This window comes from Microbacterium hydrothermale (genome assembly GCF_004854025.1).
GTDB lineage: Bacteria > Actinomycetota > Actinomycetes > Actinomycetales > Microbacteriaceae > Microbacterium > Microbacterium hydrothermale.
In genome coordinates, this window is sequence record NZ_STGM01000003.1 from 180,575 (window position 1) to 194,189 (window position 13,615).

Sequence of the window (13,615 nt, forward strand, 5' to 3'; positions counted from 1 at the left end):
ATGCTCCAGGTCGACATCGATTCCCGCACCGACGGAACGGTCGTGACCCCGCGAGGCCGGCTGACGATGGTGTCGGCGAAGTCGTTCCGCGAAACGGTGACCGCCGAGATCACGCGCGGCGCGGGCGACATCGTGGTCGTCGACCTGTCGCAGACCGAGTTCGTCGACTCGTCGGGACTCGGCGCCCTCGTGGCGTGCCTGAAGACCGCCCGTCAGGCGGGGGGCGATCTGCGACTGGCCGCACCGAGCGAACAGGTGACCATGGTCCTCGGTCTCACCAACCTCGACCGCGTGCTGCGTCCCCGCCCGAGCGTCGACGAGGCCCTCCGTGACTGACGGCGACGCGCGGCGCTCGCTCGACGCGGCCGTCGCCCCGGCGAGCCTCGAGGCCATCTTCGACCTGCTGGCCGGATGGTGGGACGAGGTGGGCGAGGTGACGCCGTCGACGCGGTTCGGCTTCGAGACCGCGGTGATCGAGATCGCCGGCAACATCGTCGAGCACTCGCGCGGGGACTCCGATGCGCGACGGTTCACGCTCGACCTCTTCGCCGATGCGCAGAGGCTGGTCGCGACGTTCCGCGACGACGGCGATCCTCCCCTGCTCGATCTCGCGTCGGTGCGCATGGCGGATGCCGAGGAGGAGAGCGGCCGCGGCCTCGCCCTCGCCAACGCGGGGGTAGACGACGTCGACTTCCGCCGCGAGGGCGATCGCAACGTGTGGACATTGGAGACGAGAAGGACGTGACGCGCGCGGTGCGACGGATCGCGGCGGCCGTGGGGGCCGCCGCCGCGCTCCTCCTCCTCACCGGCGCTCCCGCTCTCGCCGCCGCGACACCCGCGGCGGTGACCGTCGCGGGCGCGACCACCGAATCCCCGACTCCGACGGCGGATCCGGAGCCGACCCCGACGCCCGCCGCCCCCGCCACCGACGGGGTGCGCTTCGGGCCCGAGCTGAACTGGGGCGACGACGGCCCCGACGGGTACCGCACGCGCCTCGGCGAGACGCCCGCGATGTACAGCGTGCGCGTGTCGTATCCGCTCGACGCCCGCTCGATCTCGGAGTGGCAGCACGCCGCCCTGCAGGTCGCTGCGCAGGGGGCGTCCCTGGTGCTGACCCTCGAGCCCTCGGTCGAACTCGCGGCCCTCACCGAGGCCGACGCCGCCGACCTCAACACCCGGCTCGAGCGCTACCGCTCGCAGTACGGCACCGAGCAGTTCGTGCGCTTCGCCCCCGAGATGAACGGCTCCTGGGTCTCGTGGGGTCAGCAGCCCACCGCTTACGTGAGCGCGTTCGAGACGGTGGCCGCCGCGGTGCACGCGGGTTCGTCCGCGGCCGAGACGGTGTGGAGTCCCTCCTACGGCGCCGGATACCCCTTCGAGCGCGCCGACGGCCGCCTCGACGCCATCACCGCGCGCGACCGCGTCGCGATCGACACCGACGGCGACGGCCTGTTCACCGAGGCCGACGACCCCTACGGCCCGTACTTCCCGGATGCCGACTCCGTCGACCGCGTGGGCCTGTCGCTGTACTACTTCGGCAAGGGCGAGTCGGCCGCGGCGGCCGGCCGCGACGTCCCGCTCGAGCTCAACACCGCTCCGCAGGACGGCGAGGTCGCCGCCCGCCTCGACGAGCGGTGGGGGTACACGACCGCGCCGCGCGCGTCGTTCTACGACCGGTTCGCCGTGGGCGAGGGCAAGACCCTCCTCCTCGACACCGGCGCCCTGTACGACTTCGGGCGCGACGGCGATTCCGAGCTGTCGGTGAAACGCGGATGGTGGACGCAGGTGCTCGCCGAGCTGGACCGGCATCCCCTCATCTCCGGGGTGACGTGGCTCGAGGTCGTGCGCGACGAGGCCGAGGCCGGCGGACGGCAGGTCGACTGGCGAGCGACGGCGAACGGAGAGGTGGCCTCCGCCCTGCGCAATGACCTCGTCTCGACCGGACTCATCCGCTGGGGGCCGGTCTCCGACGTCGTCACCCCCGCTCAGGGCTCCGCCGCGACCGTGCAGGTGCGCCAGGCCGGGGCCGATCCGAACGAGGAGATGAACTGGATCACCGGCAGCGCTGCCGTCCTCGCGGTGGCGTTCCTGGCATCCGGGATCATCGGCCGGGCCCTGCCGAAGTGGCGCTACGACGACACCTCGGCCAGTCGCGACCTGCGCATCGACATGGTGCGCGGCTTCATCATCGTGGTCGTGGTCGTCACGCACATCGAGGTGACGAGCCCGTTCGCCTACGCCTCCCTGAAGGCGATCGGCGCGATCACCGGGGCCGAGCTGTTCGTGCTGCTCAGCGGCATCGTGCTCGGGATGGTCTTCCCCGCGGCGGTCGCGCGGGCCGGCGAGTGGGGCGCCGCGGTGGCGGCGTGGGGACGCGCGCGCAAGCAGTACGTCGTCGCGCTCGCGGTGATCCTGCTGATCTTCGCGATCGGCTTCGTGCCCTTCGTCGACGCCTCCGCGATCACGACGTTCACCGACCGCGGAACGGGCGAGGGCGGCACGGGCGACAGCGGCCGCGTGTACGACCTGTATCCCAACGGCGAGCGACTGCTCGACTATCCGCCCCCGTGGTACGCGGTGCGCCAGTTCCTCCTGCTCGAGATGGGGCCCTGGCCGTTCAACATCATGGGCCTGTTCGTGGTGCTGAGCCTGGCCTACCCCGCTCTGATGTGGCTCATCAAACGCCGCCTGTGGTGGCTGGTGCTCGCGCTCAGCTGGGGCGTCTACGCCCTGCACGGCTTCGCGCCCGAGGCCCTGCGCCTCCCCTCGCAGTTCGACGCGGTGTTCCCCCTCGCGCTGTGGCAGGTGCTGTTCACCCACGGCCTGGTCATCGGCTTCTACCGCCGGCAGATCATCCGGGCCCTCACCTCGCTCCCGGGCAAGATCGGGGTGGGGATCTTCGTCGTCGGCTATGCCGGCATCCTGGTGTACCTCTGGGCGGGTCAGGCCTACGGCTTCACCCCCGTGCCCTTCCCCGCCGACCTCTACGCGAACCTGTACGACTCCGGCTATCAGCGCATCTTCCTCGAGTGGGGGCGACTGCTCGACCTGCCCCTCGTCCTGGTGTGCAGCTACGCGGTGCTGACGGTCGCGTGGAAGCCGCTCGAGAAGAGCATGGGGTGGCTGTGGATCCCCCTCGGCCAGGCCAGCCTGTACGTGTTCATCGTGCACGTGTTCTTCGTGCTCGCCGTGGCGAACATCCCGGGGCTCGACCGCGGCAGCCTGTGGCAGGGCACGCTCATCCACGCGGCGGTGATCGGGATCATCTTCGCCATGGTCCGCTCGCGCTTCCTTTTCCGCGTGATCCCCCGCTGAGCTCCGGGGAGCACGGATGCCGGGACCCGCGCGTCTGCGCGCGGACCCGGCATCCGTATCGGTCAGTGCACCGACAGTACGACGGCCGTGACGTCGTCGTCGACCTCGTGCGTCGAGACCTTCAGGGCGAGCTCGTCGAAGAAGCCACGCGGGTCGGCGGCCGCCCGCAGGTCGTCGCCGATCATGCGGAGGCTCTCGAGGGTGGAGTCGTACGCGTCGAGCGCCCCGTCGGAGACGCTCACGAGCAGGTCACCCCGTCCGACCCGCACGCGGCCGGGCTCCCACTCGACGTCCGCGGGCCGGAGCCCGAGCGGCAGGTTGCGGGAGTCGAGCCGCTCGCTCGTTCCGTCGGCGTGCAGCACGAGGGTGAGCCCGTGCCCGGCGTCGACGAAGTCGACGGTGCCCGAGGCGGCGTCCACGACCGCGTGGAACACCGTCGCGAACACGTCGCGGTATCGACCGTCGGAGCGGGCCTCGGCCTCCACCGACAGCATGGCCTCGACCGGCTGCATGTCGCGTCGCGCCTGCAGTGCTCCCAGCAGTGCCTCGGCGACGGCCCCGGCCGCCTCCCCCTTGCCCATGACGTCGGCGAGGGTGAGCACCACCCTGCCGCCCACCTGCTGCCATCCGCTGCTGTCGCCGCTGACGACTCCGTGCGGGATCGCGAGGGATGCCAGGCGCACGCCGTCGGCGCCGTCCAGGCCGTCGCGCGTCGGGGCGGGACCGGCCGCTGCGGCGTGCCCCTCGTCGTCGCTCTGGCGCACCTCGGCCTGCGCCCAGCGTCCGAACTGTTCGAGAGTGGCGCGCTGCGCGGCGTCGAGGGAGCGCGTGTCGGAGTCGAGGAGGCAGAGCGTGCCGACGGCCTCCCCGTCGTCGGTGCGCAGGGGGAAGCCGGCGTAGAACCGCATCCCGTACTCCGTCACCGCGGCGATGTCGCGGAACCGCTCGTCGGCGGTGGCGTCGTCGACCTCGAGCAGGCCGTCCTGTTTGACGGTCTCGCCGCAGAACACCGCCTCGAGCGGCGATCGACCGAAGCGCGGCCCCTCGGGCTGCGACTTCGTGTAGATCTCGTCGGCGTCGACGATGTTCACCAGGGCGTAGTCGACGTCGAACAGTTCGCGCGCGAGACGGGTGATCCGGTCGAAGCGCTCCTCGGGCGGGGAGTCCAGCAGGCCGGTCCGCTCAGCGGCCGTCGCGGGGGCGGGAGTGTCGGTGGTCATCGAAGGTCGTCCTTCCGCGTGAGGCATCTCGCCGCGCTGTTCCGCGGCGACCGGCACTCTCTCGCGTACGCGGACGGAGCTCGACTCGAAGACTCCCCCGCGTCGTCGCGGAATCGATCGCGCCGACATTCCGACCCTATCGAGGGGATCCGCGGCGAGGGCGATTCTGCGCAAGACGGCCACCGGGGCCTCGGCTACAGCAACCGCAGATCGGCCTCCATCGCCTCGACCTCGCGGAGCATCGCGGGCACGAACCGCTCGCGCACCACCTCGTCGGCGTGACGGCCGCTGCTCATCGACACGTTCACGGCCGCCGCGACTTCTCCGTCGCGCGAGCGCAGGGGGACGGCCACCGAGGTCAGTCCCGGCTCGAGCTCGCCGTCGACCATCGCCCATCCGCGCTCGCGCACCCGCTGCAGCTCGGCGCGCACGGCGTCCGGGTCGGTGAGGGTCTGCGGCGTGTGGGCGGGCAGCGGCGCCGAGAGGACGGCATCCACGATCCGTTCGTCCGCGTGCGCGAGCAGCACCCGCCCCATGCTCGTCGCCGTCGCGGGGAAGCGCGTGCCCACGGTGATGCCCACCGACATGATGCGCCGCAGCGGCACGCGGGCGATGTAGACGATGTCGGAGCCGTCGAGCACGGCCGCCGAGGCGCTCTCGTCGGTCGCGCGCGAGAGCGCCTCGAGGTGCGGTTGCACGACGTCGGGGAGGGTGGATGCCGACAGGTAGCTGAATCCGAGCTCGAGCACGCGCGGGGTCAGCGTGAACAACCGCCCATCGCTGCGCACGTACCCCAGGCTCTCGAGCGTGCGGAGGAACCGGCCGGCCGCGGCGCGCGTGACGTCGGCGCGGCGGGCGACGTCACTGAGCGTCAGCGAACGGTTCTGCGCGTCGAAGGCGCGGATGACGGCGAGGCCTCGCGCGAAGGCCTGCACGGTCTCGGGGGCACCCTGCTCGTCCACCGCCTCACCCTATCCGCGCGTCAGCGCTCGAGGACGACGGCGAGGCCCTGACCGACCCCGATGCAGATCGCGGCGACCGCGACCCCTCCGCCCCGGCGCTTCAGCTCGTGCGCGGCCCGGGCGATGATGCGGCCGCCCGAGGCGCCCAGCGGGTGGCCGATCGCGATGGCACCGCCGTTCTCGTTGAGGAGCGCGGGGTCGAGGGCCGTCCACAGCTTCGCGCACGCGAGGGTCTGCGAGGCGAACGCCTCGTTCAGTTCGACGAAGCTCACCTCGTCCCAGGACCGGCCCGCGCGCGCGAGAGCCCGGTTCGCGGCCTCGACGGGGGCGACGCCGAACACGTCGGGGTCGTTGCCGAACGCGGCCCGCCCGGCGATGCGGGCGAGGGGCTCGGCGTCCAGCGCCCCCTCGGCGCCCAGCAGCACGGCGGAGGCGCCGTCGTTGATCGGCGAGGAGTTGCCCGCGGTGACCGTGCCGTCGGCGCGGAACGCCGGGCGCAGCCCCGCGAGCACCTCGGCGGTTGAGTCGTCGCGGATCCCCTCGTCGCGCGCGAGGGCGTGCCCCTCGACCTGCACGATCTCGTCGGCGAAGCGCCCCTCGGCCCATGCCCTGGCGGCGAGGCGGTGACTGCGCGCGGCGAAGGCGTCCTGCTCCTCGCGCGAGATGTCGTGGATCTCGGCGAGCTTCTCGGCGCTCTCGCCGTTCGAGATCGTCCAGTCCTTCCGCAGGCGCGGGTTGGTCATGCGCCAGCCGATCGAGGTGTTCCACATCGTCTGGTTCGCCGCGGGGAAGGGCCGTGGGCTCTTCTCGACCACGAAGGGGGCGCGGGTCATCGACTCGACGCCGCCCGCGAGGATCACCTCGGCGTCGCCCGCCTCGATCGCGCGCGAGCCCTGGATCACGGCATCCAGAGACGATCCGCAGAGGCGGTTGATGGTCGTTCCGGGCACGGACGACGGGAAGCCCGCGAGGAGTGCCCCGAAGCGCGCCACGTTGCGGTTGTCCTCGCCCGCCTGGTTCGCATCGCCGAAGATCACGTCCTCGATGCGGGCGGGGTCGATCCCGGTGCGCTCGACGACGGATGCCATCACGGTGGCCGCGAGGTCGTCGGGGCGCACGTCGGCGAACGCTTTGCCGTGCCGCGCGAAGGGCGTGCGGACGGCGTCGTAGACGAAGGAAGCGGGCATGGGTCAGGACTCCAGTTCCAGGCCGAGGAGCTGCTCGATCTCGGCGTGCGTGTTGTCGCCGAACAGCTCCCGCACGCGGAAGCCGTCGGAGGTGACGTCGAAGACGCCGTGGTCGGTGTAGACGCGCGAGACGCACCCGACGCCCGTCAGCGGGTAGCTGCAGGATGCGACCAGCTTGGGCTCGCCGCCCTTGGTGAGCAGGTCGGTCATGACGTAGACGTCCTTCGCGCCGATCGCGAGGTCCATCGCCCCGCCGACCGCGGGGATCGCCCCGGGCTCGCCGGTCGACCAGTTCGCGAGGTCGCCGCCGGCCGACACCTGGAACGCCCCCAGCACGCAGACGTCGAGGTGTCCGCCGCGCATCATCGCGAAGGAGTCTGCGTGGTGGAAGTACGCCGCCCCGGCGAGCGCGGTGACGGGCTGCTTCCCGGCGTTGATGAGGTCGGGGTCGATCCGGCCGCGCTCGGGGGCCGGACCCATGCCGAGCATGCCGTTCTCGGTGTGCAGCACGATCTCGAGCCCCTCGGGCAGGTAGTCGGCGACGAGGGTGGGCGCGCCGATGCCGAGGTTGACCACGGCGCCCTCGGGGATGTCCGATGCCACGCGCGCGGCGAGCTCGGAGCGCGAGATGCGGGTGGTCATGCGGTGCCCTCCTCGGACTCCAGGGGTCGGCCCTCGATGTCGACTCCGCCGACGAAGGCGCCGTCGCGGAGCCAGCGGCGCTCACCGACGGCGACGACACGGTCGACGTACAGACCCGGGGTGATGACGCCCTCGGGGTCGAGGGAACCCAGCGGCACGATCTCGTCGACCTGCACGACGGTGGTGGTCGCGGCGGCGGCCATGATGGGGCCGAAGTTGCGGGCCGTCTCGCGATAGACGAGGTTGCCCCAGCGGTCGGCGGCGCGGGCGCTGATGAGAGCCACGTCGGCGCGGATCGGGTACTCGAGCACGTAGTCGCGCCCGTCGATGCGGCGCGTCTCTTTGCCCTCGGCCAACTGCGTGCCGAAGCCGGTGGGGGTGAAGAAGGCGCCGATGCCCGCCCCGGCCGCGCGGATGCGCTCGGCGAGGTTGCCCTGGGGCACGAGCTCGAGCTCGACCTCGCCGGCGCGGTAGAGCCGATCGAACACCCAGGAGTCGCTCTGCCGGGGGAACGAGCAGATCATCTTGCGCACCTGACCGGCCGCGAGGAGGGCGGCGAGGCCGGTGTCCCCGTTTCCGGCGTTGTTGTTGACGACGGTGAGGCCCGATGCCCCGTGGGCGATGAGCGCGTCGATGAGCTCGACCGGTTGACCGGCTCGACCGAAGCCGCCGATCATCACGGTCGCGCCGTCTCGGATGCCGGAGACGGCGGCCGCGACGTCGGGGACGGTCTTGTCGATCATGCGTCGACGTTCGTTGAGCGAACAAGCATTCGCCTAGCGTACACCGCTACCGCTCGCGAGACCAGGCCGCCGCCGCGCCCCCGTGTCGCGGGCGCGCGGAATCACCGTCCGGGCAGGATCCCGGCCGGACGGCATCCGACCCGTCGGCTCAGGCGGCGAGCGCCAGGTACGGCTCCCACCGCGGGTCGCTCTTGTCGACCCCCCGGACGGTCCACGAGGAGCCGCGCGGAGGAGCGGGCACCAGCCGCAGCTCCCAGCGCATCTCCTGGGGTGTGCGGTCGCCCTTGACGTTGTTGCACGTCAGGCAGCACGCCACGAGGTTCTCCCACGTGTCCTTGCCCCCGCGGGAGCGCGGGAGGACGTGGTCGATCGTCGAGGCGGCCTTGCCGCAGTACGCGCACCGGTGGGCGTCGCGACGCAGGACCCCGCGACGCGTCACCGGCACCTGCCGAGCCCCGGGCACCCGCACGTAGCGCGTGAGGATGATCACCGCCGGGCGGTCGTAGGTTCCGGCCGCCGCCCAGACGGGGTCTTCCTCGATGCGTTCGACGACCGTGGCTTTGTCGTTCATGACGAGCACGAGGGCCCGCTTGAACGACACGACGGCGAGGGGCTCGTAGCCCGCGTTGAGAACCAGTGTGCGCATTTCCGCTTCCTCTCGAATGGCCGAGACGGCTTCTCGGATGTTCGACTCGCGACGACGGCAGAGACGCAGGGGTATGAAAAAAGGCGCTGTCTAGACAGACAGCGCCTGGGTGATCGCGGCGAAACCGCGGCATACGAACACACGATGCCGAAGAACGAGCAGCCCGAGCGCATCCATGGTGCGGATGCGCGGACTGGTGTTCATCGGCGTTCCCTCCGGTTCTTCCGACGTCGCTGACAGGCTAACCCACCACGACACGCCCGGGGTCGGCTGCGCGGGGAAACGGAAAGCGGCGTGTCGGAGAACGATCGTCTCCGGCACGCCGCCGTCACGAGGGGAAGGTCAGCCCGCGTTCTGCTGCAGCCACGCGTAGGGGTCGACCACCGAACCGTTGATGTGCACCTCGAAGTGCAGGTGGTTCGCGGTCGAGCTGCCCGTGGAACCGACGAGGCCGATCAGCTGTCCGGCGGCGACGGTGTCGCCCGCCTGCACCTGACGGCTGCCGTAGGTCATGTGACCGTACGTCGTCGACACCTTCTGGCCGTTGATCACGTGCTCGATGACGATGCCGACGCCGTAGCCGCCGTAGCTCTCGGACGACACGCTCACGACGCCCGCCGCGGCGGCGAAGATCGGCTGGCCACCGGGGGCGAGCAGGTCGACGCCCTGGTGGTATCCCGAGTCCCACAGGCCACGGCCGAGGATGTAGCTGGTCAGCGGCCAGCGCACCTCCCCCGAGCCCGGGGCGGTCATGTTCAGGTCGACGTTCGACACCGACGCGCCGGCGGCGGATGCCAGCTGTCGAGCGCGCTCGGCGGCGGCGGCCGCAGCAGCTTCCTGGTCCTTCTTCTTCTGGATCTCCTCCGCGGTGGTGGCGGAGTAGCTGCTGCGGTCGAGGCTCTCGGCCGTCGCGTCGGACGCGACGACCAGCGACTGGTTGTCGGGAGCCGACATCTGCTGCAGCGTGACCTTCTCAGTCGTGGGCACGGTGGCCGCGTACGCGGGGATCGCGACCGTCGCCACCAGGCCCGCGACCATCGAGAGGATCACGGCGCTGCGCAGCGGCTTGCCGACGCGGCGCGGCGAAGAGCCACTGCCGGTCGGGGCGGGGCGCGTCGTCGGCGCGGTCGCGGCGATGCGCGGGGTCACGGGGCGGCGGGTCGAGCGGGCGACGTCTGCGCGCGCGCTCTTTCGCGTGGGGCCCGTTGCGGGGTCCTCGGGTAGGTCCGCAGCGGGATCGTTGTGTTCAGCCAAAGTTCCTCCGGCGCCTCTGCGTCCATGACGCTGGCTCGTCAGCACTCGATCTTGGGGGCACGATGTGCGGGCTTCACCCTCTGCGGACGACGAGCCGATGAGGCAAACCGCGAGGGGTCCGACGGCGGGCTTCTCGCCTGTGGACCCTCAGAGGCTACCCGAAGATAACGAACAAGTCACGCTTCGGACCCCGCCCGTCCCCGATGCCCGGCGAAGGCTCAGCCTCGGCGCTCGGGCCGACGCCTCACGCCTCGGCGACGAGGAAGATGTGCGAGGCCACCTCGACGGGGAGTTCGAGACCCTCGTCGACACCGTCCATCTGCACCAGGACGTACCCCTCGTTGAAGCGGTACTCGCCGCGCGCCCCCGGCAGGACGCCGGCCGCCTTGAGCTGCTGAAGGAGCTCGGGATCGACCTGCGCCGGCTCGGCCAGACGGCGGACGGTGCCCGAGATCGGACCACCCGCGTCGGTGAGCTTGCGCACGAGCCCCACCACGCCGTCGTCGAACGTCGAGCTGGCGGTGTCGCCGAGCTGGTCGAGGCCCGGGATGGGGTTGCCGTACGGCGACTCGGTCGGGTGGCCGAGCAGTTCGACCAGGCGACGCTCGACCTGCTCGCTCATGACGTGCTCCCACCGGCAGGCCTCGTCGTGCACGTACGCCCAGTCGAGACCGATGACGTCGCTCAGCAGTCGCTCGGCGAGACGGTGCTTGCGCATCACGTCGACGGCCTTCTGGCGTCCGTCGTCGGTGAGCTCGAGCCGGCGGTCCTCCGAGACGACGACGAGTCCGTCGCGCTCCATGCGCCCCACGGTCTGCGAGACCGTCGGACCCGAGTGGCCGAGGCGCTCGGAGATGCGGGCGCGCAGCGGCACGATCTTCTCCTCTTCGAGCTCGAGGATCGTGCGCAGGTACATCTCGGTGGTGTCGATCAGGTCGGTCATTCAGCAGTCCTCGATGTCGCGCGGCAAGTCCTCCCAGCCTACCGATCCCCTCCGACACGAGCGCGGGCGCGCGAAGAGCGGGACCCTAGAATCGGACCCATGCCGCACGTGGAACTCCCCACCGACCTCCTGCCCGCCGACGGCCGCTTCGGGTGCGGCCCCTCGAAGGTGCGCGGTGCGCAGCTCGAGGCGCTCGTCACCCGCGGGGCGACGATCCTCGGAACCTCTCACCGTCAGGCGCCGGTGAAGAACCTCGTCGCCAGCACGCGCGAGCGCCTGGCGCAGCTGTTCCGCCTCCCCGAGGGCTACGAGATCATCCTCGGCAACGGCGGGTCGACCGCCTTCTGGGATGCCGCCGCCTTCGGCCTGATCGAGAACCGCAGCCAGAACCTCGTCTTCGGCGAATTCGGCGGCAAGTTCGCCGCCGCGGCCGCCGCCCCGTGGCTGCAGGCCCCCGACGTGCGCAAGGCCGCGCCCGGAACCCGCACGGTCGCCGAGGTCGTCGAGGGCGTCGACGTCTACGCGTGGCCGCACAACGAGACCTCGACGGGCGTGTCCGCCCCGGTCACCCGCGTCGCGGGCGATGCCGGAGCCCTCACCGTGATCGACGCCACCAGCGCCGCGGGCGGCATCGACCTCGACATCGCCCAGGCCGACGTCTACTACTTCGCCCCCCAGAAGAACCTCGGCTCCGACGGGGGCCTGTGGTACGCGGCGGTCTCGCCCGCGGCGATCGAGCGGATCGAGAAGATCGCGGCATCCGGTCGCTACATCCCCGAGTTCCTGAGCCTGAAGAACGCGCTCGACAACTCGCGGCTGCAGCAGACGCTCAACACTCCGGCGCTCGCGACGCTCCTGCTCCTCGACGAGCAGCTCGGCTGGATCCTCGACAACGGCGGCCTGTCGTGGGCCGGTGCCCGCACCGCCGAGTCGTCCTCCGCCCTGTACGCGTGGGCGGATGCCAGCGACCTGGCGACCCCGTTCGTCGCCGACCCCGCCGACCGCTCCCCCGTCGTCGTCACGATCGACTTCGACGACAGCATCGACGCGGCGGCGATCGCGAAGAGCCTGCGCGCCAACGGGATCGTCGACACGGAGCCCTACCGCAAGCTCGGCCGCAACCAGCTGCGCGTGGCGACCTTCGTCTCGATCGAGCCCGACGACGTCCGTCGTCTCATCAGCGCGATCGACTACACGATCGAGCACCTGCCCGGCGCCTGACCGCGCTACGACGAAGGCCGCCCCGCATCTCGCGGGGCGGCCTTCGTCGTACGGGAGAAGGTCGGGCAGCAGAAGTCAGTAGCTGCGTTCGCCCTCGTCGCGATCGTCGTCGTCTTCGGACTCGTCGTCGTCGAACTCGTCGTCTTCCGACTCGTCGTCCCCGTCATCGGCGGCGTGATCCTCGGACTCGGACTCCGCCTCGTCGGCGTCGTCGTGCGCGTGGTCCGCGTCGAGCTCGTCGATGTCGACGCCGTCGAGGTCGCCTGCGTGGAAGCGCGCCTTGGGCTCCTCGTCATCGTCATCGTCCGACTCGTCGTCGTCGGAGTCGTCGTCATCCGCGTCGTCGTCCGACTCGTCGTCGGCGTCCTCGGACGCCGCGGCGGCCTGGGCCGCCTGGTACTCGGCCAGCCGCGTTGCCCAGGGCACCCAGTCGGGCGCCAGCAGCGCCCCGTCGCCGGGGAGCAGTTCGACCTCGAGGACGGTCGGCTCGGAATCCTCGACCACGGCCACGCTCACGGTCCAGAACCAGCCCGGGTATCCGGACAGGCGCGTGTGGAAGCGCAGCGAGACGACGCCGTCGTCTTCGAGCGTGTAGCCGGCGGCGGGGCCGACCGTGTCGGCCGGGGTGATCTCGTGCAGGGCCGAGAGCGCGAGGTCGTGCGCGCCGGTCAGACGCTCGTCGGCGACCGGCGCGAACTCGCCCTGCTCAGGCTTCGAAGTCATCGGCGACCTTGCGCAGGACCGCGGCGATCTTCTGGGCGTGCGGGCCGTTGGGGTAGCGACCGCGACGCAGGTCTCCCCCGATGCCGTCGAGCAGCTTGACGAGGTCTTCGACGATGATCGCCATGTCGTCGGCGGGCTTGCGGGAGCGCTTCGAAAGGCTCACCGGGGCATCGAGGACGCGCACCGACAGGGCCTGAAGGCCGCGCTTGCCGTCGGCGACGCCGAACTCGAGGCGCGTCCCGGCCTTGGGAGCGGGGGTCCCGGCGGGCAGAGCCGTGGCGTGCAGGAACACGTCCTGGCCGTCATCGGTGCTGATGAAGCCGAAGCCCTTCTCGTCGTCGTAGAACCTGACCTTGCCGGTGGGCATGGACACCTCGCTGGATATGTGCGCGAACGCGCGGCGGAACGCGGGAACCGAGCGGATCCCGGTCTTCCAGCCTACGACACCGGCGCCAGGCAGTAGGCTGAGCGCGATGAGCACCCGCACCACCGGCGGCAGCACGCCGGGCGACGACGTCCCCGTCCGACGCATCGACCGCATCCTGACGTTCATGTCGCTGGGTCTGGTCGCCCTGTCGATCGTGTGCTTCTTCATCGTGATCCTCGCGCAGCCGGCCGGGGTCAGCGACTTCACGCAGGGCGCCTGGCCCGTGATCGTCGTCATCCCGCTGTTCGCCCTTCCGATCGGCTTCGCCCTCATGATCGCCGTGCTCGTCATGAGCTTCGTCCGAAGGGCGCGGGCCAACAAGGCCCGCTGAC

General features: G+C 71.3%; 15 protein-coding genes. 5 read left to right on the plus strand and 10 right to left on the minus strand.

The genetic code is table 11. From position 1 onward, the window contains the following. Genes FB047_RS07680 through opgC form a run of 3 tightly spaced genes read left to right on the plus strand, consistent with a single transcriptional unit; the run spans position 1 to position 3,315 of the window. On the plus strand, positions 1-336 hold the full coding sequence (locus FB047_RS07680) for an STAS domain-containing protein (RefSeq protein ID WP_136586607.1): 336 nt from the start codon (positions 1-3) through the stop codon (positions 334-336). Beyond that, the gene (locus FB047_RS07685) at positions 329-745 is read left to right on the plus strand and encodes an ATP-binding protein (protein WP_136586608.1); all 417 of its coding nucleotides are present in this window, start codon (positions 329-331) and stop codon (positions 743-745) included. Before FB047_RS07680 ends, FB047_RS07685 begins: the two co-directional genes overlap by 8 nt. After that, positions 742-3,315: an OpgC domain-containing protein gene (gene opgC / locus FB047_RS07690; RefSeq protein WP_167494178.1), complete on the plus strand. Its 2,574-nt coding sequence runs from the start codon at positions 742-744 to the stop codon at positions 3,313-3,315. Before FB047_RS07685 ends, opgC begins: the two co-directional genes overlap by 4 nt. 62 nt (positions 3,316-3,377) lie before the next feature. On the opposite strand, the gene FB047_RS07695 is transcribed toward opgC, so the two are convergent. The 8 genes from FB047_RS07695 to FB047_RS07730 form a co-directional block, all read right to left on the minus strand. After that, a complete protein-coding gene (locus FB047_RS07695) occupies positions 3,378-4,535 on the minus strand; it encodes a SpoIIE family protein phosphatase (protein ID WP_167494179.1) in 1,158 nt (385 codons plus the stop codon). A 194-nt stretch (positions 4,536-4,729) separates the two neighbouring features. Continuing rightward, positions 4,730-5,497 (minus strand): IclR family transcriptional regulator domain-containing protein, encoded by a 768-nt coding sequence (locus FB047_RS07700; protein WP_136586611.1) that lies wholly within the window; start codon positions 5,495-5,497, stop codon positions 4,730-4,732. 20 nt (positions 5,498-5,517) lie between these two features. Next, a complete protein-coding gene (locus tag FB047_RS07705; RefSeq protein WP_136586612.1) occupies positions 5,518-6,684 on the minus strand; it encodes a thiolase family protein in 1,167 nt (388 codons plus the stop codon). 3 nt (positions 6,685-6,687) lie between these two features. Beyond that, positions 6,688-7,326 carry a 3-oxoacid CoA-transferase subunit B gene (locus tag FB047_RS07710; RefSeq protein WP_136586613.1) on the minus strand — a complete coding sequence of 213 codons (639 nt, stop codon included), beginning with the start codon at positions 7,324-7,326 and terminating at the stop codon, positions 6,688-6,690. Then, entirely contained in the window at positions 7,323-8,069 is a 747-nt protein-coding gene (locus FB047_RS07715) for a 3-oxoacid CoA-transferase subunit A (protein WP_136586614.1), read from the minus strand. Before FB047_RS07715 ends, FB047_RS07710 begins: the two co-directional genes overlap by 4 nt. 148 nt (positions 8,070-8,217) lie before the next feature. Then, positions 8,218-8,715: an HNH endonuclease gene (locus FB047_RS07720; RefSeq protein WP_136586615.1), complete on the minus strand. Its 498-nt coding sequence runs from the start codon at positions 8,713-8,715 to the stop codon at positions 8,218-8,220. Positions 8,716-9,057: 342 nt separating this feature from the next. Then, entirely contained in the window at positions 9,058-9,864 is an 807-nt protein-coding gene (locus tag FB047_RS07725; RefSeq protein WP_240752670.1) for a M23 family metallopeptidase, read from the minus strand. A 349-nt stretch (positions 9,865-10,213) separates the two neighbouring features. Further along, positions 10,214-10,912 carry an iron-dependent transcriptional repressor DtxR gene (locus FB047_RS07730; RefSeq protein WP_136586616.1) on the minus strand — a complete coding sequence of 233 codons (699 nt, stop codon included), beginning with the start codon at positions 10,910-10,912 and terminating at the stop codon, positions 10,214-10,216. A gap of 99 nt (positions 10,913-11,011) precedes the next feature. Here FB047_RS07730 and serC point away from each other — a divergent pair, with 99 nt between their 5' ends. Further along, the gene (gene serC, locus FB047_RS07735) at positions 11,012-12,133 is read left to right on the plus strand and encodes a phosphoserine transaminase (protein WP_136586617.1); all 1,122 of its coding nucleotides are present in this window, start codon (positions 11,012-11,014) and stop codon (positions 12,131-12,133) included. A gap of 75 nt (positions 12,134-12,208) precedes the next feature. Here serC and FB047_RS07740 read toward each other — a convergent pair whose 3' ends face one another. After that, positions 12,209-12,856, minus strand: a complete 648-nt coding sequence (locus FB047_RS07740; protein ID WP_136586618.1) for a DUF3027 domain-containing protein — start codon at positions 12,854-12,856, stop codon at positions 12,209-12,211. Continuing rightward, the gene (locus FB047_RS07745) at positions 12,840-13,223 is read right to left on the minus strand and encodes a cold-shock protein (protein WP_076676768.1); all 384 of its coding nucleotides are present in this window, start codon (positions 13,221-13,223) and stop codon (positions 12,840-12,842) included. The genes FB047_RS07740 and FB047_RS07745 overlap by 17 nt, the downstream gene beginning before the upstream one ends. 106 nt (positions 13,224-13,329) lie before the next feature. Here FB047_RS07745 and FB047_RS07750 point away from each other — a divergent pair, with 106 nt between their 5' ends. Further along, entirely contained in the window at positions 13,330-13,614 is a 285-nt protein-coding gene (locus FB047_RS07750) for a multidrug ABC transporter ATPase (RefSeq protein ID WP_136586619.1), read from the plus strand. The last annotated feature ends 1 nt before the right edge of the window (position 13,615 follow it).